We start from the raw sequence: 20587 nt of genomic DNA, 5'->3' as shown, positions 1-20587 counted from the left end.
CTCGCGCCCAGCTCCAGCGCCTCGCGCGCCTCCGCCTCGCTGTGGCAGGAAGCGATCAGTTTTTTGAAATTTGCGCGCAAAAACTCTGCCCCTCGCGCCGCACTAAAGCTCCGCAAAACCCCGAGCGGCAGCCATAAATTTCTCTCGCCCGCCTGCAGCGCAAAATCTGCAAAATTATGCACAAAGATCGCGGGCAGGCGCCTTGCACTCTCTGCGCTCTGCGCGCCCTTCGCGCTCTGCGAGTTTTCCGCCTCTTTCACGCTCTGTGAATTTTCTACGCCCTCTATACTTTCCGAGCTTTCCGTGTACTGCGCGCTCCGCGAGCTCTCCGCATTTTTTGCACTATGCACATCATTCTCGTTTTCTGTACTTTGCACACCCTGCATACTTTCCGCATTTTCTGCGCCCCGTACGCCTTCTGTCACGAGTTTTGTTTCGCTTGCAGCGCCGCGAAGCGAAATTTCACCCGGTGCGCTATCATTCGCGCAGTTTGCAGCGCCGGTAAAATTTTCAGACAAAATTTCATCTAAAACACGAGCGGAATTTTTAGACCGTATCTCATCTGTAGCGGCACCGTGCCTACGGGCCGTATCCGCGCAAAGCTCGCTCTTGCCGCCGCCCAAATGGAGTTTTTTTGGCGAAACTTCGTCCTCGTCGCGCTCGTAGAGTGAAATTTTACCCGCGCAGGCTGCGCTCGCGTCTAATTCACTCGCGAAAGCTTGGGTTTCGCTAAATTTAGCGGCACGAGCTTCATTTGCGATAATCCCGTCCGCGCGGGCTGTATCCGCGCAAAACCCACTCTCGCAGGCGCGTAAAATTTTACCAAACAGCGCCGCATAGGCCACTTCGTCTAAATCCTTTTCGCGCACGACGATCTCGCCTACGCCTTCCGCGGCAAAATCCGCTATGCGCGCGAGCAGCGCCGCCTCACCGCCACAGAGTGCGCGATTTGTGATGATCGTAATGCGCGAAGCAAGCTCCAAATCTAGCATCCGCCCGCTCCTTTAAACTCAACATCCGTGCGTGACGCCGCACTCAAATTTAAAATTTCGCCTGCGATGCTAGGAATTAAAATTTTACTTGCTAGGGCGAGCGCCGAAATCCCCGCCGTCACGTCATATTTCAAAATTTCGCCCGCCTTAACAAGGGCTGAAATTTCCGCCGCAGCGCTAAGGCTCAAAGCGTTCGCCCAGTTATTCGATTTTAGCGGCTTTGCGTTGCCGTCGCATAAGAATCTGAAGCTCGCGCCGTTTTTAAATTTAAAATTTATGCCGCCTGCAGGCTTGGAATTTGCGCTGCCTTTAAATTTTAAATCCGCGTATGTGTTCCTAGGTCTTAAATTTACACGCGTATTTTGTAGCTCAAAATTTCCCGCGCCAGCTGACACGACATCGAAAATTTTATCATCTGCCATAGCGCCATAAATTTTATCTCCGTGTGCGGCAATGCAAAATTCCGCGCCGTATTTTACGCTACAAATTTTATTTCTGCACCGAGTAGCGCGAAATCCGCCCTCGAGCCTGACGCTGTAAATCTCGCGTCTAACGCCATAAATTTCATCCACGCACACGGTAAAATTTCGCGCCTCACACATAGATATACTCGCTCATCAGCGGCTGCAGCCCGCCGCCGCGGATCGCCTCGCAGACCTCGCTTACGCTGCGCGCGTCGCTGATCTCGAACTGCTCGTCGCCCCTCTGCTCGCTGTGCCCGCCGATACCTACGCTCACGCCTGCTGAAATTTTACTTGCCGCGATCCTGATCGCGTTGTCGCGGAAGCCCGCCCTCTCGCGCGTGGAGATCGTGATCTGCGCACTTGGCAGCAGCAGTCGATACGCGCACATCACTTGCAGCAGCTCGCGCTCGCCGACGTCTTTCGGGTTTATTTTGTCGTTGTTGATGATCGGGCGCAGGCGCGGCACCGAAAAGGAGATCTCCGCGCGCGGGTACTTGCGCTGAAGCAGCCATGCGTGCACGCCCGTCGCAAAGGCATCGCGGCGGAAGTCCCCAAGCCCCAAAAGCGCCGCAAAGCCCACGCCGCGCATACCGCCTCTAATCGCGCGCTCTTGAGCTGCGAAGCGATACGTAAAAACGCGCTTGTTGCCCGCAAGATGCAGCTGCGCGTAGCGCGCGGGGTCGTAGGTTTCTTGAAAAACGGTGACGAAATCGACGCCGCAAGCGTGCAGATAGGCGTAATCGGCGGAGTTTAACGGATAAATTTCGACGCCGATTACTTTAAAATACTTCCGCGCGAGCTCGCAGGCGCGCCCGATGTAGCGCACGGGGCTGTTTTTCTCGCTCTCGCCCGTGAGGATTAAAATTTCCTCCAGCCCGCTCGCCGCGATTGCCTCAAACTCCGCCTTTAGCTGCGCCTCATCGAGCCTAGCGCGCGCGATTTTGTTTTTGCAGTTAAAGCCACAGTAAACGCACAGATTATCGCAGTAATTGGAGATGTAAATCGGCGTAAAAACGGCGATGTTGCTACCGAAATGCGCCGCCTTTTCGCGCGCCGCAGCTTGCGCGATCTGCTCCAAATGCTCGCCAGCTTGCACGCTTAGTAGCGCGGCAAAATCGCGTAGACTTCTGTTTTTCGCGCCGATTGCCCTTTGCACGTCAGCCTCGCTCGCCTCCTCGCAAAAATCCTCGCGCAGAGCAAGCGTGTGCTCCATCATCTCGCTTCCGATATCCTCCATGCCCGCTAGATAGCCGGTTCCCATCATCTTTAAAATTTTCCTTTTAAATTTTCATTTAAATTCTACTCGGCACGCTTGCGCGTGCAAATTTACGCGCCGCAAAGTTTATTTTCGTTTGGTTTAGAAGCGCATTTTAGCAGGATTTCGGTAAAAAATTTTAAAACGGAGCGCCCCGTTCGCATTTTAAATTTTAGTGATTATTAAAAGATGAAAGAATATACTTTTGTAAAATTTTAAGGAGAAGTAATGAAAAAAATCATCTTAGGTTTAGCCCTGTTGGGCTCTTTGGCTTTTGGCATAACTTTTAGCAAAGAGCAAGTTAAACAATTTGAGCAAAATTGCGAAGCAGGTGATTTTGAGGCTTGCAGTTACGCCGGCGCTCTTTATAAAAATCCGACCTTGTTCGGGGGAAACGCATCCGATAGGGATTATAAAAAAGCACTTTACTACTTTAAAAAGGCTTGCGACGGAAACGATTATGTAGCTTGCTCGGATTTGGGAGCAATGTATCATGGTGGCAAAGGGGTGAAAAAAGATTATAAAAAGGCTGTCGAACTATTCGATAAAGCTTGCGACGGCGGATATGCAGACGGCTGCAACAATTTAGGTTATATGTATGCAAATGGTAAAGGGGTTAAAATGGATATGACGCGGGCTATGGGATATGCCAGAAGAGCCTGCGATGCGGGAAGTTGGATGGCGTGCGGGAATTTTGCTTCAGTTCTTGAAGCAGGTGGCGACAGAGCAAGGGCGACACAATACTATCAAAAGGCCTGCGAAATGGGCAAAAAACACCCAGGGTTATTCGGCTACGATAAAGACTCTTTACGAGAATACTGCGATAAATACGACATACTAAAATAGCCCGCCGATCAATCGGGTTTCTCTCGATCGGGCTGCTTTCAGCCCGATTAAATTTTAAAATTTGATCGCCGAGCCTGCTGCGCGCTACACCGCTGCCAAATTATACTTTTCGCCACTACACTTTAAGATGCCTAGCGAAATGAGGGATTTATGTCGTTTGGCATAGAGCTTAACAATACGCGCTGGGATTTAACTCACATGGCGCAAATTTCCACGACGTAAAATTTTAAAATTTCACGTCGTGTCTATCGGCTGTCACGCTGAGCTTGCGCGATATGTATTTATAGCTCAAGAAATGCAAATTCGGCACAAAAAACACGGCTCGCACAACCAAGCGCGCTTAAATTTAACCGCTAGCGTAAAAATCCAGTTAGCGGCGAGCTTGCGCAAGCTGTTTTGCAAACGGCGCCGAGCCCCGCCAGATAGGCATCGCGCCCCGCCTGCACGCCGAGCGCAAACGCCCGCGCCATCAGCGCCAGATCCCCGCTCGTGGCGATCGCCGTATTTACCATCACCGCAGCGCAGCCCATCTGCATCGCCTCGCAAGCCTCGCTAGGCGCGCCGAGCCCCGCATCTACGATGATCGGCACGTCGATTTCGTCTAGTAAAATTTCGATCATCCCGCGCATCATCAGCCCGCGATTAGAGCCGATTGGTGCGGCTAGAGGCATCACGGCGGCGGCCCCTGCGCTTACCAGATCGCGCGCGACGCACAGATCGGCGTGCATGTAGGCAAGCGGCACGAAACCCTCGCGCGCTAGGGCCTCGCAGGCCTTGATCGCCTCGGCGTTGTCGGGTAGAAGGTATTTGCTATCGCCTATGATCTCGATCTTTACGAAGTCGCCGCAGCCAAGCTCGCGCGCGAGCCGTGCGATCCGCAGCGCCTCGGCGGCATTTCGCGCGCCGCTGGTGTTTGGCAGCAGCGTGACGCCGCGGGGGATGAAATCCAAGATATTGCGGCTCTTGCTTTCGTTCACGCGGCGCAGCGCGAGCGTTACGATCTCACAACCCGCATGCCGCACGCAGGCGTCGATCATCGCGTGATCGAACTTCCCAGAGCCCATTATCAGGCGCGAGCTAAACTCCCTGCCGCCTAAGATCAGTTTATCGTCCATTCTATCCTCTTTAGTTTAAATTTTCGTTTTTATGCGCGGCGCTAAATGGCGTATATCGGCGCAGTGCATTATACACAGCGCGAGATTGCGGCACAGATGTGCGCCTTGCTTCTATCGCTATTTTTACGCGCTGCACGACGCCGCGCCCGAGCTTTAAAATTTCCCGTCAAATTTTAGCCACGACACAAAATTTTAAAATTTCACGCGCAGACTGCGGCTCGCTTCGCTGCACGAAATTTTAAATCCTACATTCAAAAGCAGCTCGCTCGCGCCGAATAAATTTTAAAATTTTACTTATCCGCGAGCTGCGCACGGCAAATGGTTTAAATTTCGTCGTTTAAATTTGCATATCGCGGCTAAATTTGCTCGGCGTGCAGTAAATTTCACATCGTTTTTAAAACACGCTGTATACCCGCCGAAACGCTCGTCTGCTTCTCAAAACAATCGCGCGAGGCCTAAAAAACATGCAAAGGCGAGTAAATTTAGAAATGCAGGCGCGCGATGAGCGGCCTAGCCTAGCCCTCCTCGCCCAAAATCAGCCTAAGCGCGACGTTTGCTTGATGTGCGGCGCAGATCGCCACGCGCGGCGCAAGCAGCCCCACGCCCTGAGCCGCGGCGCTTTTGCGGTCGCCGCAGACGAAGACGTTTTTGCCGAACCGCGTCGTGCGGATCTCGTTGGCGCCGCCGCTGCCAGCCATACCGCTAGCGCAGATCAAAAAGCGATCCGTGCCGCCGAGCGCATCGAAAATCATCGCTTTCGCCGCCGCGTTGTCGAAGCACTCGCAAATTATACGCTCGTTTTTTAAAATTTCGGCTACGTTTTGCGCGGTAAGTCGCTCGTTTAAGGTTCGCACGCGCACGAACGGGTTTATGCGCGCGATTTTTTCGCGCAGAGCGGCCGTTTTAGGTTTGTAAAGATCGCCGATCTCATACTGCTGGCGGTTCAGGTTGGTCGGCTCGACGACGTCGAAGTCGATCAAAAAGAGCTCGCCCACGCCCGCACGCGCAAGCAGGATCGCAACGTTGGAGCCGAGCCCGCCGAGCCCGCAGATCGCCACGCGCGAGCCTTGCAACGCCGCGTTTACGGAAGGAGCGTTGCGAGCAAACATCAGCCCGCGAAGCTCCTGCAGAGATAGCTCCGCACCGCGCGCGAGCAAAAAGAGCTCATCGCCCGCTTTCAGCTCGCAGTTTTGCGCGCTCGCATAGCCGTTTATCACGGCGATCTCGCCGCTAAATTTAACTTCTAGCTTCAGCCCCTCAAGATCGCTCGCGGCCGTTTCGTAAGCTTTGCCGTTTAATTTTATCTGCATTTTGATCCTAAATTTTATCTTTTTGCGCGCCCGAGCCTCGCCGCGCGAGCTTCGATCCTGCGCCTTTTTTGCGTCACGCAAAGCCGCAAATTTTAACGATTTTACGAGCTGTAGCGCGCATTGCTCGCTTCGCACCAGCGCGATGATCGCTCGCATACAAATCCCGAAACAAGCTCGATCGATAAAATTTTGACGCCGTATCGTGCGCTTTGTTTTGACCGGCCTTAAGCTTTTTAAATTTATCGCGCCGCCCAAATTTAATCGGTGCAAGCCGCTTTTTTACCGTGCGCCGCGCAACAAAGTCGCATTCCCGCTCTTTTTTACGTCGCAGTATTGTAACGCGGCATATCGATAGATCTCCGAATCGATCCGTTAATTTTACGCACTGCGGCGTGCCGCCGAACGCGGAATTTTATGTTTAATATAAATAGATCACGCGGCACATACCGTGTTTACGAGCTAATTTAGCGCGCTCGCGAGGTAAAATTTGCGCGTCGGGTGCCGTTGCCTAGCGCGACGAAGTGAAATTTTAAAGCCGTGCGCTCAAACCTACGGCGCCGATGCAGTTTTAAAGCCACGTCCTGCCGCCGCGGCTGGCGACGCAAATTAACGTTTCGCCGTGATACAAATTTAAACTCTATCGCCGCGAAGCGAATTTTAAAACTCCTGCGTTCTGCCGCCGCGGCTCAATTCGCTTGCAAAATTTAAAAGCTCGCCGCAGGCGCCAGGCTACCGCGGCTTCCAATTTAAAAACCCAAGCACCGCTTATGTCTACCCGTCGCCGTACCGCTAAAATTTTAACGACGCGCGTGCAAATTTTAAGTCCCAGCCGCCGTGTCACTACGCCGCTTAAAATTTAGCGGCCTCTGCGCAGATTTAAACCTCGGCTGCCGCAATTTTAAAATAATTCAAAGCTCCGACCTCAGCCGCCGCCTACGAACTCGACGATCTCATATTTTTTGCCGCTTGAGATCTGCGTGCGCTCCCACGTCTCTTTTTTTAAAATTTCGCCGTCGCGCTCGAGCGCTACTAGGCGTAGATCGTGTCCGCGCCGGCGCAAAAACTCGCTCACGCTCATATCCTGCGCCAGCTGCAGCCGCTCGCCGTTTACGCAGATCTCAATCATCGCTCGCTCCCAAGCTCTCGCGATACTCCTCATAAGTGCCCCTAAAATCGACGATTTCGCCGTCTCCTTTGAGGTGCAAAATTCTATTTGCGAACGCGTCGATGAGCTCGCGGTCATGGCTCACGCAGATCGCGCAGCCCGCAAAATTATACAGCGCTTCGCCAAGCGCGATGATCGCCTCAAGATCGAGGTGGTTGTTAGGCTCATCTAGCACCAGCAGGTTGGGGCGCTGCAGCATTAGCTTACTTAGCATCACGCGGTGCTTCTCGCCGCCGCTTAGGCTACCCACGCTTTTCTCCTGCTCCGCGCCGCTAAAAAGCATACGCCCAAGGCATTTGCGAATTTCATCCAGATCCCTATTCTGTGGGCTTTGTAGATATTCGTAGAGCTTGAGCTCACCTGAAATTTTATTATTCGTATCCTGCGCGAAATACCCGGGCTCGATCGTGGCGCCCATGTGCACCTTGCCGCGCTGCGGCGCGAGCTCGCCCATGATGATCTTGCAAAGCGTACTTTTGCCCACGCCGTTTCGACCGATGATCGCGATCTTATCGCCGTGAGCGAGCTTGAGGTTAAAATTTTTCAAAATCTGAATATCACCGAAGCTCATATCTACGCCGCTTAGCTCTAAAATTTCATTGCCGATCTCGCGCGCGGGCTTGAATAAAATGCTAGGCTCCCTGCGCGAAGAGGTCGCAAGCCCGCTAAGATCGAGTTTATCAAGCTGTTTTTGACGGCTCGTTGCCTGCTTTGCTTTGCTTGCATTGGCGCTGAAGCGAGCGATAAATTTTTCAAGCTCAGCCTTTTCTTTGAGCTTTTTTTCGCGCTCAAACTGCGCCTGTTTGGCTATGAGGTTGGACGCGATGAACCAGTCGTCGTAATTGCCGCTAAATTCGCGTACCCGCCTAAAATCCACGTCGAGGATGTCCGTGCAGACGCGGTTTAAAAAGTGGCGGTCGTGGCTGATGACTACGAGCGTGCCCGCGTGGCGATTTAGCTCAAACTCGAGCCACGAAATGGCGTCGATATCGAGGTTGTTCGTCGGCTCATCCAAAAACAGCACGTCGGGGCGCGGGAAGAGCACCTGCGCGAGAAGAACCTTAAATTTATCGCTCGTCTCGATCTCGCTCATCTTTTTATCGAAATCATTCAGCCCCAGCGAGCTTAAAATTTTCTCGATCCGCGTTTCGTACTCGTAAGCGGGATCCTCCTCGGCGCAGATCATCTCAAGCTCGCCGAGGCGCTCGTTTATCTCGTCGTTAAACTCGCCCGCTTCGTAAAGCTGCGTCTTTTCGCGCACGGCGTCATAGAGGCGCTTATTGCCGTAGAGTACGGCGTCTTTGACACTGAAGCTTTCAAAGGCGAATTGATCCTGCCCCAAAATGCCGATTTTAAGCCCGCTTTGTATTAAAATTTCGCCGCTGCTTGCTTCGATCTGCCCGCTTAAAATTTTAAGTAGCGTCGATTTGCCCGCGCCGTTTGCGCCGATGAGGCCGTAGCGTCTGCCCTTATCGAGGCTCAAATTCACGTTTTCAAAAAGCAGCTGTTTGCCGAAGCGCATCGTTAGATCTTTGATTTCAACCATATTTTTCCTTTTAAATTTCTATTTGCGTTGCCTTGCGCACGGGCTTCTGCTAAGTTTTGCGCGCAAATTTCATCTCGCGGTTTATTGCGGCTTTTGCGCCGCGCGGAATCGCGATAAATTTCTCCTATTGTAGCTTAAAATTCTGAAATTTCGCCGAAGGGGTGCGCGGGTGGGCGCGATTAAATTTAAACCGCTAGAGCAATTTAAATTTTAGCCGCTGTAATCGCTATCGCGAGTGATGATGAGCGTGTAGTTCGGATACGCGGCGCGCACCTGCTTGCAGACCGCGCGAAACGTCGCCTCCATATCGGGCGCTGCGAAATCGACGATAACATCGAAGCTAATCGAGCGCTTTTCCTCGTCGAGATAAAACCCATGTATCTGCGAGACGAACTCATGCGAAAACGCCATCTGCTTGATATGCTCGTAGATCTCGGCGGCGCGCGGATCGTTTTTATTAAACGCGTAAATTCCTACGGTGTCTAGGATGATATTAAATTTCGCAAAAACGGCGTTTTGGATGCGGCGCGTAAGAGCGTCGATCTGCGCCGCGGTCGTGTCACTCGCGACCTCGATATGCACCGAACCTACCATTTTATCGGGCCCGTAGTCATGAAACATCAGATCATACGCGCCGATGACGCCCTCAAAGCCGCGCACGACGTCGTAAATTTCATTTGTAAGCTCCAGGCTCGGACGCGAGCCCAAAAGCTTGCTGATGGTATCGCGTAGAATTTCATACGCCGTTTTGATCAGAAGCGCCGAAATTATCGCGCCCAGATACGCCTCCAAGCTCAGTCCGAAAATAAGCGAAATCAAAGCCGCTACGAGGGTGGCTAGCGATACGAGCGCGTCATATTTGGCGTCCACGCCGCTAGCGATGAGCGAGTCCGAGTTCACGCGCTCGCCCGTCTTTTGCGTGTAAAGCCCCAGGCTAAATTTCGCCGCGACCGCCACAGCGATGATGGCGAGCGAAACCGCATTATAATTCGCCGCTTGCGGATGAATGATCTTTTTGATCGATTCGACGAGCGAGACGCCGCCGGTGTAGAGGATGATGACGGCGATTACGATCGCGCTTAGATACTCGATCCTGCCGTGTCCGAAGGGGTGCGCGCGATCGGGCTGCTTGCTAGCAAGATGCACGCCCACGATCGTAATGACGGACGAAAGTGCGTCGCTTAGGTTATTTACGGCATCAAGCACGATCGCGATCGAGCCTGAGATCAGCCCCACGACGCCCTTAAATGCCGCTAAAATTACGTTTGAAATGATACCGATCGCACCGGTGCGAATGATGATTTTATCCCTGCTATACGCCGCTTGAGGCACTTCCATTATCTCTCCTTTGAAATTTTACTCTAAGCCGCAATCGCTGCGCGTATAGGTCAGATCGGCGATTTTTTCGCCGCTTTGCAGAAATTCTCGCACGCCTATGCGATTTAGACTGCCCGCTTTCATCATCGCGCAAACATCCTTTTGCCTGTTGGCGCGCAAAATGCTTTCAAAATTTTGCTTTATTTTAGGATCTACTTTATCCCAAATTTCATTTTTTAGAATCGTAGGAATTACAAATTTATCACCCTCGCATGTAGCCGCGCCCAACTCCATATTTTTAGTCGCGGGGTGACTGTGCCCATTTACGGCGTCCGCCAAAGCTTTGCAGCGCTGTGCATTGGCATCTCCCGCAAGCGCCGCGGTGCAGATAAATACGCCAAACAGGGCGAGTATAAATTTTTTCATTTTAGCCTCCTAATTTTATTTGAAATCTATCATATTAAAATTTTAAATTCAATCTATTTTTTGAAATTTAAGAACCCTCTGCGCGGCAAAAATCCGCTAGCCCCCAAAATTACTTGCGTTAAAATAGCGGCGTAAATTCCATAAATCACCGCTAGAAATTTTCTAAATCGCGGCAAAAATTCTTTAAATTCCGCATGAAATTCTATGAGCGGAAATTTCGCGGCGGATCGCATATACTCGCTCAAAGCGGCGCGCGGCGAGATCGTCCGTATCTTTTTCAAACTCGCCGTTTAAGTTATAGATTTAACGCAGCTTTGAAAAGCTCCAGCCAATCCGCGCCCGCCGTTTAAATTTATAAATTTAATGCAGTTCCGCGTTGAGTTTGATCGCACGCTTGCTAATGCTTGCCGTAATCTGCCCGCTTTGGCTATTTTGTCGGAAGTGCAGACCGCTAAGCCCGGCAAGCTCAAGCCCTTTATAAATTTCACGATCGAACGCAAAGCCCGCATTTAGCGCTGCTAGCGCTTCGCGATCCTTTTGCGCGATGAAAACCTTCGTGCCCTCAAGTATCGCGATGCCGGCATCCACGATGCAGCGGTCGCCTAGCGGAATGCCCGTTACGGAGTTTGCGCCCAGCAAGCAGTGCTTGCCGATGCTCACGGCATTGCCGTTGGTGCCGCTTAGCACGCCCAAAATCGACGCACCGCCGCCTATGTCGCTGCCCTCGCCCACGACGACCGAGCTGCTAACGCGCCCCTCGATCATAACGCTACCGGTCGTACCTGCGTTGAAATTTACATACGCAGCGCCCGGCATCACGGTCGTACCCGCAGCGATATGCGCACCCAAACGCACCTTTGCGTCATCTAAAATCCGAACGTTTTGCGGCGGTACGACGTGGCTTAGGTAGCGCGGAAATTTATCGACGCTGATGATGCGCGGATAGCGGCCCTGCATTTTTAAAGAGATTTCGTTTTCTCGCAGCCACCAAAGCTCGATCGGACGGGCGTTTTCGTCCCACGCGACATTCGGAAGCACGCTAAATGCGCCATCTAGATTGAGCGTGCGCGGCTCGCAGAGATTTAGCGAAAGCGCGTAAAGCTTGAGATAGACGCTCTCGACGCTTTTTGGCGCGGCATCCTCAAAGATGAAGCTAGCACAAAAGCTCGCGTGCTCGTCTGATTTCATCGCCTCTTTAACCGCAAGCAGCACCTGCAGATTTTTGTGCGCGCCCTCTTTGGCGTCTGGCTGCAGAAATTTTAAAGCCTCGATCGCCTTTTTTAGGGCTTTATGCGTCAGCGTCAAAATGCACTCGCTACCGCTAAAATCCACGACCTCGCCGCATTCGGCTAGAGCATGGATTAGCACTGCTGCGCTTACTAGCCCGTCTTTAAAATTTACGTGCGCGTAATTCACACTTAGGCTTTTATGCTCCTCCGCACGCCCCTTAAATACGCGCCCGACCGCCCACATGATCGGATCGCGGTAGCCCTTTTCGGCGCGAACTTTATCTGCAAAAACTCGCAGCTCACTTAGGCTTTTAATCTCTTTCATATTTAATCCTTAATCGCAAAATTGCGCGGGAGTATAGCTAAATTTAATTTAAAAAGAATCAAATTTTGCCAAATCGATTCTCCAGCCATAAAATGCTTTTACTCGTAAATATCCACTTTTTCCTCTTCGTTAGCTATTTTTAAATATTGCTCAGCGAACTCACGCATTATCGTTGCGAATCTAGTAAAACCCTCCGCATCAAGGGCTTCAGCTTTTTCTTGATTCTGCTTAGCAAGCTCTCGCTCTTCCCGCCCGTAAGTAAAAGTATGTATTCCGCGCCGATTAAAAAGAGTGAGCGTGAATTCGGAGCGTATTTTATCGGCATCTCTAGCATCTAAAATATCGGCCACGGCTTTATGGATCCAAAGTCCGCCCGGATCGGCAGGCGCATAAGTTAAAATTTGTCCAATATAGTGTCTAGCAACTCCTATATGCCCTGTCTCTTCGGTAATCCTTTTGGCCTCCTTGATCCACTCTTTAAATGCATTTTCGTCAAATTTTCCATCTTCTTTAACTCCTGGACAAAGTTTCCATTCATATAAAATATCGTAGGCATTTTGGGCCAGATAGCGTTTATTCTCATCTATTTCTTTAGTACTGTCGCTTTTATCATACTTGGAACGAAAGGCGAGAGCAATCATATCGGCAAAGAATTGCGGATCGGAAGCAAGTTTTTTCTCGATTGCGGTAGGTAATTCTTCTGTAGAAAATCTTTTTAGCCAAGAAAAGAACTTAAATTCGATTTTAAGTAGCACATCTTGATCTATGGTTTTTGATTTTTGAAGACGCTTAATTAGCTCAACTACATCATAGGCCACATAGCTATAGTCGGTAAGTTCTTGCTTACCGCTTTTACTATCAAGGACCGAGATAAGCGAACGAACCGCTAAGGCTTCATTAATTTCGGCTTTATTTGCCTTGTGAGCAGCGCAGATAACGGCCGCACCTTCGCGCCCATACGTAAGCAATTTTTCGGTTGCTTCATTCAGATTGCCGTCTGATTCATAGGGATTAACTTTAACGTTTTTCCAGTACAGATCCTCGCTATTTTCTCCTAAATACTTAGAAACCGTTTCCCATACCTCTTCATTGAAAGGTAAAAACAACAGAAATTTAGCGCGTTGCTCTAAAGACCAATCTTTTTGCATAATCATATCAACCCAATCAATGCCGATTTTATAAAATTTAATTCGCACATATCCGCTTAAAACCTGCTTTTCAACTTCATCGTTTGAATCAAGAAAGGTTGGCAATAGCTCATTTTCAATCAAATCGTATTCTATCTCGCCCAAAGCTCGACCTACATCAAACGGCGAAGCTACTTTTTTGGCAAAATTGATGCAGCTCATCAAACCTCCTCTGTCCAAAATTTCTTTTATGGCGGAATTGCGTTTTTTAACGAGCCTTTCTATCTGCGTATCGCGGTCACCATCTCCGTCCAACAACTCAAAAAACTACGCCATTAAATAAATAACGATATTTTATTTCCGGCGAAGATGGCGCAAGACTATCGGCTATGTTTTTGATTTTGCAAAGTTTTTCTTCGGGCAATGCCCAGTTAGTATTAGAAAATTTTCTATGGCGACGCACAATCTCATCAAGTTTTTCCCAAACTAAATAGCGCTTTTCTTCAGGCAAATTTATTATATTATCCGACAAGCAATAATCAAGAATAAAATCGTGTGCATTTTTGGGCAAATTTGAAAGCCTTTCTATAAGCTCAATAAATTTATCCACGTCTTCTTTTGCTAAATCAATCATAAGCTCGGATAAAGCAGCAATTTGCTCCAAATATTCATTTTGAAATACACCATCCTTCCAATCTAACGGGATAAAATCTCTCCAAATAGGGCGATAGTTTCCGCTTGTGGCTTGGCAACCTTGCGGAAGCAACTCTAGCAGCAGAGACCATCCGATTTTAGGTTGATTTTTTATCACGGCTTTGATCGCCGCTTTTCTTCTATCAAATTTTACGATAGTTTGCACATGCCAAGGCAAAAATATATTCACAAGCGATCTCATAGGACGATTTGCCCAAGATCCGCCGGGATCAATAGAGGCAAGATCCGCCAAGATAACCGCTACTCTTGATAAATAATTAGGAGACCATGCCAGCTCTTCAAGAGCCCATAACAGGCCGCACATGTAATTACGGCCCTCTATTCCGCTTCCTTCTTGTTCAAATAGTTTATGAAAAGGAGAATTCGAAATATCAACCAATGACGACCCTACAGCATTAAGAAATTCGCTGGGCGCGGCTTCTGCTAAAAGCGGTAAGTAATAATCTATACTCGCCCATCGCTCCCAACCCACCCCATCAAGTAATGTGCGTACAATAAAATTTACGGTGTTTAAAGCTTCATTGCAAGAGCAGTTACTAAGCGCTTTGGGGCGACCACCCATCAAAGCAAGCGTTTGAGAAATTCCTTTTCTAATATTTTGCGAATAGTTTAATTGTTTTCCATAAAAACTAGCGGCGTATCGTTCTTCTTTCAGCAAATCAAGCGCCGGATCTCTGTCTTCTAAAGCTGAAATCGCCATATTCTTAAAACGGGCTAGATCGTCATTTGAGATCATACCTCCAAGGACATCCCAAGCCTCATCACAAGAAATAACCTTCCATTTTCCTTCTATCAAAGTAAGTGGAGAGTCTGGACGTAAAGCGTCAACTCTAAATTTTTCTATCCATTCTTTATAGCTTTTGCCGACAAATTCCTCTATAGCTTGAATGTCCGCTTTATTTTCTTCATCCCATCGACCTATTAAACAGGTTTTTGCCAATTCACGAGCAGTATTCCGTTTCGCATACGACGGCGCAGCGACTCCTACGAGATACCTCATAAGTGCAGACAGCCTCCTATTTCCTATTTTAGCAAATTCCTCTGCAAGAGCATCTGGGAACTGCGCTTTCGTCAGTATCTCTTTGACCTGATATGATGGAGGACTTTTAAGGCTTATAACATCGTCATTACCAATTGATAGGGCATCGCAAAACGGCGCGATCACTCCATGCCCTTTTTCTATGGCTAATGCAAGTAAATTTTGTTGTTCATCATCTAAGCCTAGCCTTGGGCTAGCAACCAATACATGTGATCGTCGCAACTCGGATATCGCTGCTTGCCATGTATCTTTATCTTTTATAAAAAGACACTTATCTGCATATTTTTGTGCCTTTTCTTTTTCAAGCGTCATAAGATAAGCCGCACAAAATCGTCTACATCATTTTCGCTCTCAGCAATAATAAAGAGCTTTTTGGTTTCGCCCGAAAAGATGGTCTTAAGCGCGCTACACGCTTTATCGCGAGAAGAGGTAAAAAGCTTGGGCGGAAAAGCCAGCCCATTAAATTGTGACTGGATCAAGCTGCAATTTTCAAATTTATATCGAACTAAATCCCAGTGCTCAAGCGGCGTTATAACGCCGCTTAAATTTGGCAAAATTCCTATTTTAGCAGCTATCCACCTACCAATAGCGGGAAATTCTCTAAGCCAATCCGCTAGCTTTACCCCATCTATTATTATAATTCGTTTCCATCCTTTACTTTGCCGCCTTTTGATCCAAGCCCTCTGTTTTGGCTCATTCCAACCATTTGCTTCGGCCAAACGCGGAGTAGCGAAGACGAAAGTAGAGTCTGCCCGTTCTTCATCGCTCAATTCATCGGTTCTTTTTTGAAAGTCGCTACTTGCTTTTTCTTGAGGATCTTCTCCGGTGCCTATTTCCCAATAAGATTTCCCCGCAGGAACAAATTCAAAAAACCCGGTCTCGCAATATACAAGACCGTCCATACCGGATTGATTTACGGCATCGCCATAAGGTATGCGACACTCTCTTATATCGGGTGCAGATTGTTTGATAAGTCGACAAATAAGCTCGGGAATTACTCCTTCGCTCTCACGCGTATCTGCATATCGTGCCAAATCGTTAGGAGTTACAATGCTTGTATGTTTCATATTATGAATAATTCCTTTCTATATTTATGTCCCTATTATATTTCACTTGATATACCTTTTACGTTATCTTAATTTCATAATGTAAACCTACAGAGTACTTTAATCCTCTTTATCGGAACATAGATTTCACAGAAATTATCAAAATTTATGAACAGTAAAATTTATTGAAGAAATTGTTATAAATACTGTCCATCTTACCTAAACACATCATCCATCGGCGTGCTTTCGCATTTCTTGCGGTCCGCTTCTACCGAGAGTAGGCGAGCTTTACTGTCGTCTAAAATTTTTGGTGTAATAACAAGCCCCGGTAGGTCTAAGGAATTTACGGCGTGTTTGCCGGCAAACGCCCCCAGGCCTCTGCCAAATATCCCGTTTACGCGCCCGTTCATATCATAAATCTCGCTGCCGTCGCAGTGAAAGACATTGCCCGAGATGCACTCGCATTTAAGCCCATCCGCAGCCTCTGTGTATCTGTAGTCCTCGACGTAAAGCGCACCGCTTACGCCACGGACGCTACTTATGGGGTTGTAAATTAACACGGCTAGAATTTCATTCTTTTGAGGATTTGAGATATCCCACTCCACGGCGCGATATGAGCTAAGCAGTAGCACGATAGGCTTATCGGATTTGGCTAGATTTAGCTTGACGCGATTATTCATCTGCGCGCTTTCGTAGATCGCGCCCAGCCACAGATCGTAGTCCTTATCCGCAGGGATCTTGGCTACGGCGTCTTTTTGACGATAAAAGGGCTCTACGTCTTTAAAATCCACGAAAAGCTCGCTGGAATGCGCGTCATTTAAAAACCACGCTTCGATCTTGTGCTTGCCCTTGCTAAATTTATACGTAAGCGGGCGCTTTTGATTGCTAGATGTCCCGCCTAGCACATCCGTGCCGTCCACGGCGATTACCAGCGTGGACCAGCCGTAATCTCCTAGCACCATCTTTTCGACATCTGCGTCAAAATTAAACTCGCCGACCCAATACGCCATAAGATTTGGAGATGGAATTTCATGGAAGGAATTTCCTTCGTAATTGACACTGATGCGATCGACATTTTCAGAGAAAATCACCTTCTTAGGCTCATCTTTATTCAGATAAAACGCCAAAAACTTATCCTGCGGGATCTGCGCGTCCGCGGTAATCTCTTTCGCCCATTTTTGCATATTGCTCTCTTGCGCGAATGCCGCAAATGCAAGCACCAAAATAATCAAAAACCTCATTACCGACCTTTCTTATTTCGTATAAAAGTAAAATCCCTAAACCTAAAAGCCCTAGGCTTAGGGATTTTGCCGCTTTAGCTTCCTGCCTATACGAATGAAATTCCAGCTGCTTAAATTTCAGCTGCGCGAGAAATTTCCTTTAGCAATCACTACAGATAAAATTCCATCCCGAATAAGCTTCGCAGAGGCTTTCGCAGATAAGCTCCACCGCCATAAAGCCGGGCGAAATAAAATTTAGACTAGCGCAATGCTGTGGCTACCGCTAAAAAGCTAGGCGCGATAAAATTTCAAGCCTAAAATTCATATTTTAAAGCCCTATCTTGAAATTTCAAAATAGAGCTTTAGCGATAAAATTTCACGTTTTAAAATTCTGCGGCAAAGCTTTATGCTTAAAATTCTGCATTTAAAACTCCAAAGCGAAGTTCTACGGCAAATTTTACCTCATTGAATTGCGCGTTTGGAATTTAATTTTCGCTGTAAAATTCTGCGCTTAGAATTTTATCTGAACCCTCACGCAACGGAGATTGGTAAAATTTTAGCTCGAAATTTCAAACTACGAAATTTCGTCTGCCCAAATTTTGCGAGCGCTATAAATTTGCTCAAAATCAAAGCGGAATTTTAAGCTTAAAATTTAGTATAAAAACTCGCGCTACAAAACTCCGCACGAAATTCTATACACAAAAATTTTACTGACGCCGTAAAATTACTTCAAAATTTCGTGGCGAAATTTTAACGCAGAATTCCGAGCCACAAAACCCGCGTGAAATTTTACCCGCTAAATTTACGGGCAAAATTCTATGGCGAATTTGCATACCAAAATTTTGCGAGCATTATAAAATTTGCAGCGAAATTAGGTGTAAAATTCCAAATTATTAAATTCCACGTTGAATTTCAATCTGCAAAATTTACGAGAAATTCCGCGCTAAATTTGACACCGCACCCGCCAAAGTCCTAATTCGAGCAGGCGCTCTTGCCGTCCATCACCGGCTGGATCGCGGAGTTGTCCGCGAGCTCCTCACGATCGATCTTTTCAATCTTTTCCCACAGCTTGCGCGCGGCCTTCTCGTAGCGCTTCGCGCTCAAAGAATCGGGCGCGTAGAAGCTTACCGGCTTGCCGCTGTCGCCGCCTTCGCGGATAGCGATCTCGATCGGGATCTCGCCGATTACTTCGGTGTTGTATCGCTGCGCCAGCTTTTGCGCACCGCCGCGACCGAAGATATCGTACTCCTTGCCGTTATCGGGGCAGATGAAGCCGCTCATATTCTCGATAAGGCCTGCGATCGGGATGTGAAGCTTTTCGAACATATCAAGCCCGCGCGCGCTATCATCCAGCGCGACCGTCTGCGGCGTCGTAACGCACACGCCCGCCGTTACCGGCACACTCTGAGCGAGCGTAAGCTGCGCATCGCCCGTACCCGGAGGCATGTCCAAAAACAGCACGTCCAGATCGCTCCACGCCACGTCTTTTAGCAGTTGCTCGATCGCTTTCATTATCATCGAGCCGCGCCAGATGAGGCTCGCACCCTCCTCCATCAGCACGCCCATGCTCATCATCTCCACACCGTGGCTTAAAATCGGCTTTAGCTTCTGCCCCACGACACTTGCTTGCGTCTTATCCTCTCCTAGCATTCGCGGCAAATTCGGCCCGTAAATATCGGCATCCAAAATCCCTACCCTCTTGCCGAGCTTTGCTGTGCTGATGGCTAAATTTAGCGTCGTCGTGCTCTTGCCTACGCCGCCTTTGCCGCTGCTAATCATCACGAAATGCTTGATCTGCGGCGCGATATTTTTGCCGCTGCGAGAGTTGCTCTTTTCCTCGGCGATTTTTGGCTGTTTGATTAAAATTTCCACGTCCGCGCCGAGCGCCTTTTGCACCGCCGATCTGAGCTCCGCTGCGATCTCAGGCTTGGCGCTCGGGATTTCGATCCCTACGAAAATTCTATCGCCGATCTCGATATCTTTTACAAATCCAAAATCCACGATGCTTTTAGAAAAGCCCGGATAGATCACGCTTTTAAGCAAATTTAAGACTTCGTCTTTACTCATTCTTTCTCCTTATTTTCGGTTAAATTTCTACTGATTTTATATGCGCAAAATTTCGGCCCGCACATCGAGCAAAACTCCGCGCCCTTGTAAATTTCATCACCCAGGCTCTCGTCGTGCAGCTCGCGCGCATGATCTGGATCGAAGCTAAGCTCAAACTGCCTGTTCCAATCAAAACCATACCTCGCGTCGCTCATCGCGTGATCGCGCTCTATCGCGCCCGCTTTGCCTAGCGCGATGTCCGCGGCGTGAGCGGCGATTTTATGCGCGATGATACCCTCTCTGACGTTGCTTGCATTGGGAAGCCCCAGATGCTCCTTTGGCGTTACGTAGCAGAGCATGCTAGCGCCGCAATACGCAGCCATCGTCCCGCCGATAGCCGAGCTGATGTGATCGTAGCCCGCGCCGATGTCGGTAGGCAGCGGCCCCAGCACGTAAAACGGCGCGTCGCGGCAGAGCTTGCGCTCTAGCTGCATATTTAGCTCGATCTCGTTAAACGGGATATGTCCCGGCCCCTCAATCATCACCTGCACGTTTTTTTCATTCGCGCGCAGGGCGAGCTCGCCTAAAATTTCAAGCTCGCTAAGCTGCGCTTTATCGGTCGCGTCGTATAAGCAACCGGGGCGCAAGCCGTCTCCCAGAGATAGCGATACGTCGTAAGCGGCGCAGATATTGCAAATTTCATCAAACGCTTCATAGAAGGGATTTTGCTTATGAAATTTCATCATCCACGACGCTATCAGCGAGCCGCCTCTGCTTACGATACCCATCTTGCGACGGGACAGCAGCGGCATAAACTCTAGCTTAAAGCCCGCATGGATCGTGAAATAATCCACTCCCTGCCGCGCCTGCTTCTCGATCGTGCTAAGAATAGCGCTCGTTTTTAAATTTTTAATATCGCTCAGCTCATGGATCATCTGATAGATCGGCACCGTGCCTATGGGTACGGGCGAGCGCTCGATTATCGCGGCGCGGATCTCGTCCAAATCACCGCCCGTGCTTAGATCCATCACCGTATCGGCGCCATACTTTAAGCAGGCTTCGAGCTTTTCCAGCTCGCCCTCAATATCGCTCGTCGTGCCCGAGGAGCCGATGTTGGCGTTGATCTTGCACCGCAGCGCGCGCCCGATACCGACGGGCTTTAGGCTTTTGTGATTAACGTTTGCGGGGATGATCGCTCTTCCTTGCGCGATGAGATCGCACAAGGCCCGCACGTCCATGCGCTCGCTTTGCGCGACCTCTTTCATCTGCGGCGTCACTTCGCCTCTTTTTGCAAAATAGATCTGCGTTACGCAGCTTTCGGTCATTTTCGCCTCGCTTCTTAAAAATGCGCGTATAATATAACAAATTTCATTAATCCTTACTTTTCTTTTACCGTTTATTTTCG

The 20587-nt window shown here is 49.1% G+C and carries 18 protein-coding genes; 1 reads left to right on the top strand and 17 read right to left on the bottom strand.

Features of this window, described 5'->3' with window-relative positions; all coding sequences use genetic code 11:
- The 3 genes from QZ176_RS03540 to thiH form a co-directional block, all read right to left on the bottom strand.
- Window positions 1-992: hypothetical protein (locus QZ176_RS03540; protein WP_295151301.1), on the bottom strand; the 992-nt coding region annotated here is incomplete at its 3' end.
- A complete protein-coding gene (locus QZ176_RS03535; RefSeq protein ID WP_295151299.1) occupies window positions 986-1594 on the bottom strand; it encodes a hypothetical protein in 609 nt (202 codons plus the stop codon). The genes QZ176_RS03540 and QZ176_RS03535, both read right to left, overlap by 7 nt.
- The gene (gene thiH / locus QZ176_RS03530) at window positions 1587-2720 is read right to left on the bottom strand and encodes a 2-iminoacetate synthase ThiH (protein WP_295151297.1); all 1134 of its coding nucleotides are present in this window, start codon (window positions 2718-2720) and stop codon (window positions 1587-1589) included. Before thiH ends, QZ176_RS03535 begins: the two co-directional genes overlap by 8 nt.
- Window positions 2721-2939: 219 nt before the next feature.
- On the opposite strand from thiH, the gene QZ176_RS03525 reads away from it, so the two are divergent.
- On the top strand, window positions 2940-3557 hold the full coding sequence (locus QZ176_RS03525) for a tetratricopeptide repeat protein (protein ID WP_295151295.1): 618 nt from the start codon (window positions 2940-2942) through the stop codon (window positions 3555-3557).
- Window positions 3558-3910: 353 nt separating this feature from the next.
- Here the strand turns inward: QZ176_RS03525 and QZ176_RS03520 are convergent, their stop codons facing one another.
- From QZ176_RS03520 to thiC, 14 genes are all read right to left on the bottom strand, one after another.
- Window positions 3911-4672 (bottom strand): thiazole synthase, encoded by a 762-nt coding sequence (locus QZ176_RS03520; protein ID WP_295151294.1) that lies wholly within the window; start codon window positions 4670-4672, stop codon window positions 3911-3913.
- A 515-nt stretch (window positions 4673-5187) separates the two neighbouring features.
- Window positions 5188-6138, bottom strand: coding sequence for a sulfur carrier protein ThiS adenylyltransferase ThiF (thiF, locus tag QZ176_RS03515; protein ID WP_295151292.1), 951 nt, complete (start codon window positions 6136-6138; stop codon window positions 5188-5190).
- Window positions 6139-6904: 766 nt separating this feature from the next.
- Window positions 6905-7108 carry a sulfur carrier protein ThiS gene (thiS, locus tag QZ176_RS03510; protein ID WP_295151290.1) on the bottom strand — a complete coding sequence of 68 codons (204 nt, stop codon included), beginning with the start codon at window positions 7106-7108 and terminating at the stop codon, window positions 6905-6907.
- On the bottom strand, window positions 7101-8693 hold the full coding sequence (locus tag QZ176_RS03505; protein WP_295151288.1) for an ABC-F family ATP-binding cassette domain-containing protein: 1593 nt from the start codon (window positions 8691-8693) through the stop codon (window positions 7101-7103). The genes thiS and QZ176_RS03505 overlap by 8 nt, the downstream gene beginning before the upstream one ends.
- Before the next feature lie 210 nt (window positions 8694-8903).
- A complete protein-coding gene (locus tag QZ176_RS03500; RefSeq protein WP_295151287.1) occupies window positions 8904-10031 on the bottom strand; it encodes a cation diffusion facilitator family transporter in 1128 nt (375 codons plus the stop codon).
- Between the two features lie 18 nt (window positions 10032-10049).
- The gene (locus QZ176_RS03495; RefSeq protein ID WP_295151285.1) at window positions 10050-10436 is read right to left on the bottom strand and encodes a hypothetical protein; all 387 of its coding nucleotides are present in this window, start codon (window positions 10434-10436) and stop codon (window positions 10050-10052) included.
- Window positions 10437-10489: 53 nt separating this feature from the next.
- Window positions 10490-10717, bottom strand: coding sequence for a hypothetical protein (locus tag QZ176_RS03490; RefSeq protein ID WP_295151283.1), 228 nt, complete (start codon window positions 10715-10717; stop codon window positions 10490-10492).
- 79 nt (window positions 10718-10796) lie between these two features.
- On the bottom strand, window positions 10797-11990 hold the full coding sequence (locus QZ176_RS03485) for a tetrahydrodipicolinate N-succinyltransferase N-terminal domain-containing protein (RefSeq protein ID WP_295151281.1): 1194 nt from the start codon (window positions 11988-11990) through the stop codon (window positions 10797-10799).
- A gap of 98 nt (window positions 11991-12088) precedes the next feature.
- Window positions 12089-13339 carry a hypothetical protein gene (locus tag QZ176_RS03480; protein WP_295151279.1) on the bottom strand — a complete coding sequence of 417 codons (1251 nt, stop codon included), beginning with the start codon at window positions 13337-13339 and terminating at the stop codon, window positions 12089-12091.
- A 97-nt stretch (window positions 13340-13436) separates the two neighbouring features.
- A complete protein-coding gene (locus QZ176_RS03475) occupies window positions 13437-15182 on the bottom strand; it encodes a hypothetical protein (protein WP_295151277.1) in 1746 nt (581 codons plus the stop codon).
- Window positions 15179-15937, bottom strand: a complete 759-nt coding sequence (locus QZ176_RS03470; protein WP_295151276.1) for a hypothetical protein — start codon at window positions 15935-15937, stop codon at window positions 15179-15181. Before QZ176_RS03470 ends, QZ176_RS03475 begins: the two co-directional genes overlap by 4 nt.
- Window positions 15938-16131: 194 nt before the next feature.
- Window positions 16132-17157: a hypothetical protein gene (locus QZ176_RS03465; protein ID WP_295151274.1), complete on the bottom strand. Its 1026-nt coding sequence runs from the start codon at window positions 17155-17157 to the stop codon at window positions 16132-16134.
- A 951-nt stretch (window positions 17158-18108) separates the two neighbouring features.
- Window positions 18109-19203, bottom strand: coding sequence for an Mrp/NBP35 family ATP-binding protein (locus QZ176_RS03460; RefSeq protein ID WP_295151272.1), 1095 nt, complete (start codon window positions 19201-19203; stop codon window positions 18109-18111).
- A complete protein-coding gene (thiC, locus tag QZ176_RS03455) occupies window positions 19200-20507 on the bottom strand; it encodes a phosphomethylpyrimidine synthase ThiC (RefSeq protein WP_295151270.1) in 1308 nt (435 codons plus the stop codon). The genes QZ176_RS03460 and thiC overlap by 4 nt, the downstream gene beginning before the upstream one ends.
- Window positions 20508-20587: the final 80 nt, after the last annotated feature.

Origin of the sequence: uncultured Campylobacter sp. (assembly GCF_905373215.1) — a bacterium.
Taxonomy (GTDB): Bacteria; Campylobacterota; Campylobacteria; order Campylobacterales; family Campylobacteraceae; genus Campylobacter_B.
The sequence above is the reverse complement of the archived record's forward strand: the minus strand, read 5'-3'. Positions and strand labels throughout refer to the sequence as shown.

Bases quoted from the DNA above. Each gene is read 5' to 3' on its own strand.
- QZ176_RS03535 (WP_295151299.1), bottom strand. From the start codon at position 1,594: ATGTGTGAGGCGCGAAATTTTACCGTGTGCGTGGATGAAATTTATGGC.
- thiH (WP_295151297.1), bottom strand. From the start codon at position 2,720: ATGATGGGAACCGGCTATCTAGCGGGCATGGAGGATATCGGAAGCGAG.
- QZ176_RS03525 (WP_295151295.1), top strand. From the start codon at position 2,940: ATGAAAAAAATCATCTTAGGTTTAGCCCTGTTGGGCTCTTTGGCTTTT.
- QZ176_RS03520 (WP_295151294.1), bottom strand. From the start codon at position 4,672: ATGGACGATAAACTGATCTTAGGCGGCAGGGAGTTTAGCTCGCGCCTG.
- thiF (WP_295151292.1), bottom strand. From the start codon at position 6,138: ATGCGAGCGATCATCGCGCTGGTGCGAAGCGAGCAATGCGCGCTACAG.
- thiS (WP_295151290.1), bottom strand. From the start codon at position 7,108: ATGATTGAGATCTGCGTAAACGGCGAGCGGCTGCAGCTGGCGCAGGAT.
- QZ176_RS03505 (WP_295151288.1), bottom strand. From the start codon at position 8,693: ATGGTTGAAATCAAAGATCTAACGATGCGCTTCGGCAAACAGCTGCTT.
- QZ176_RS03500 (WP_295151287.1), bottom strand. From the start codon at position 10,031: ATGGAAGTGCCTCAAGCGGCGTATAGCAGGGATAAAATCATCATTCGC.
- QZ176_RS03495 (WP_295151285.1), bottom strand. From the start codon at position 10,436: ATGAAAAAATTTATACTCGCCCTGTTTGGCGTATTTATCTGCACCGCG.
- QZ176_RS03485 (WP_295151281.1), bottom strand. From the start codon at position 11,990: ATGAAAGAGATTAAAAGCCTAAGTGAGCTGCGAGTTTTTGCAGATAAA.
- QZ176_RS03480 (WP_295151279.1), bottom strand. From the start codon at position 13,339: ATGAGCTGCATCAATTTTGCCAAAAAAGTAGCTTCGCCGTTTGATGTA.
- QZ176_RS03475 (WP_295151277.1), bottom strand. From the start codon at position 15,182: ATGACGCTTGAAAAAGAAAAGGCACAAAAATATGCAGATAAGTGTCTT.
- QZ176_RS03470 (WP_295151276.1), bottom strand. From the start codon at position 15,937: ATGAAACATACAAGCATTGTAACTCCTAACGATTTGGCACGATATGCA.
- QZ176_RS03465 (WP_295151274.1), bottom strand. From the start codon at position 17,157: ATGAGGTTTTTGATTATTTTGGTGCTTGCATTTGCGGCATTCGCGCAA.
- QZ176_RS03460 (WP_295151272.1), bottom strand. From the start codon at position 19,203: ATGAGTAAAGACGAAGTCTTAAATTTGCTTAAAAGCGTGATCTATCCG.
- thiC (WP_295151270.1), bottom strand. From the start codon at position 20,507: ATGACCGAAAGCTGCGTAACGCAGATCTATTTTGCAAAAAGAGGCGAA.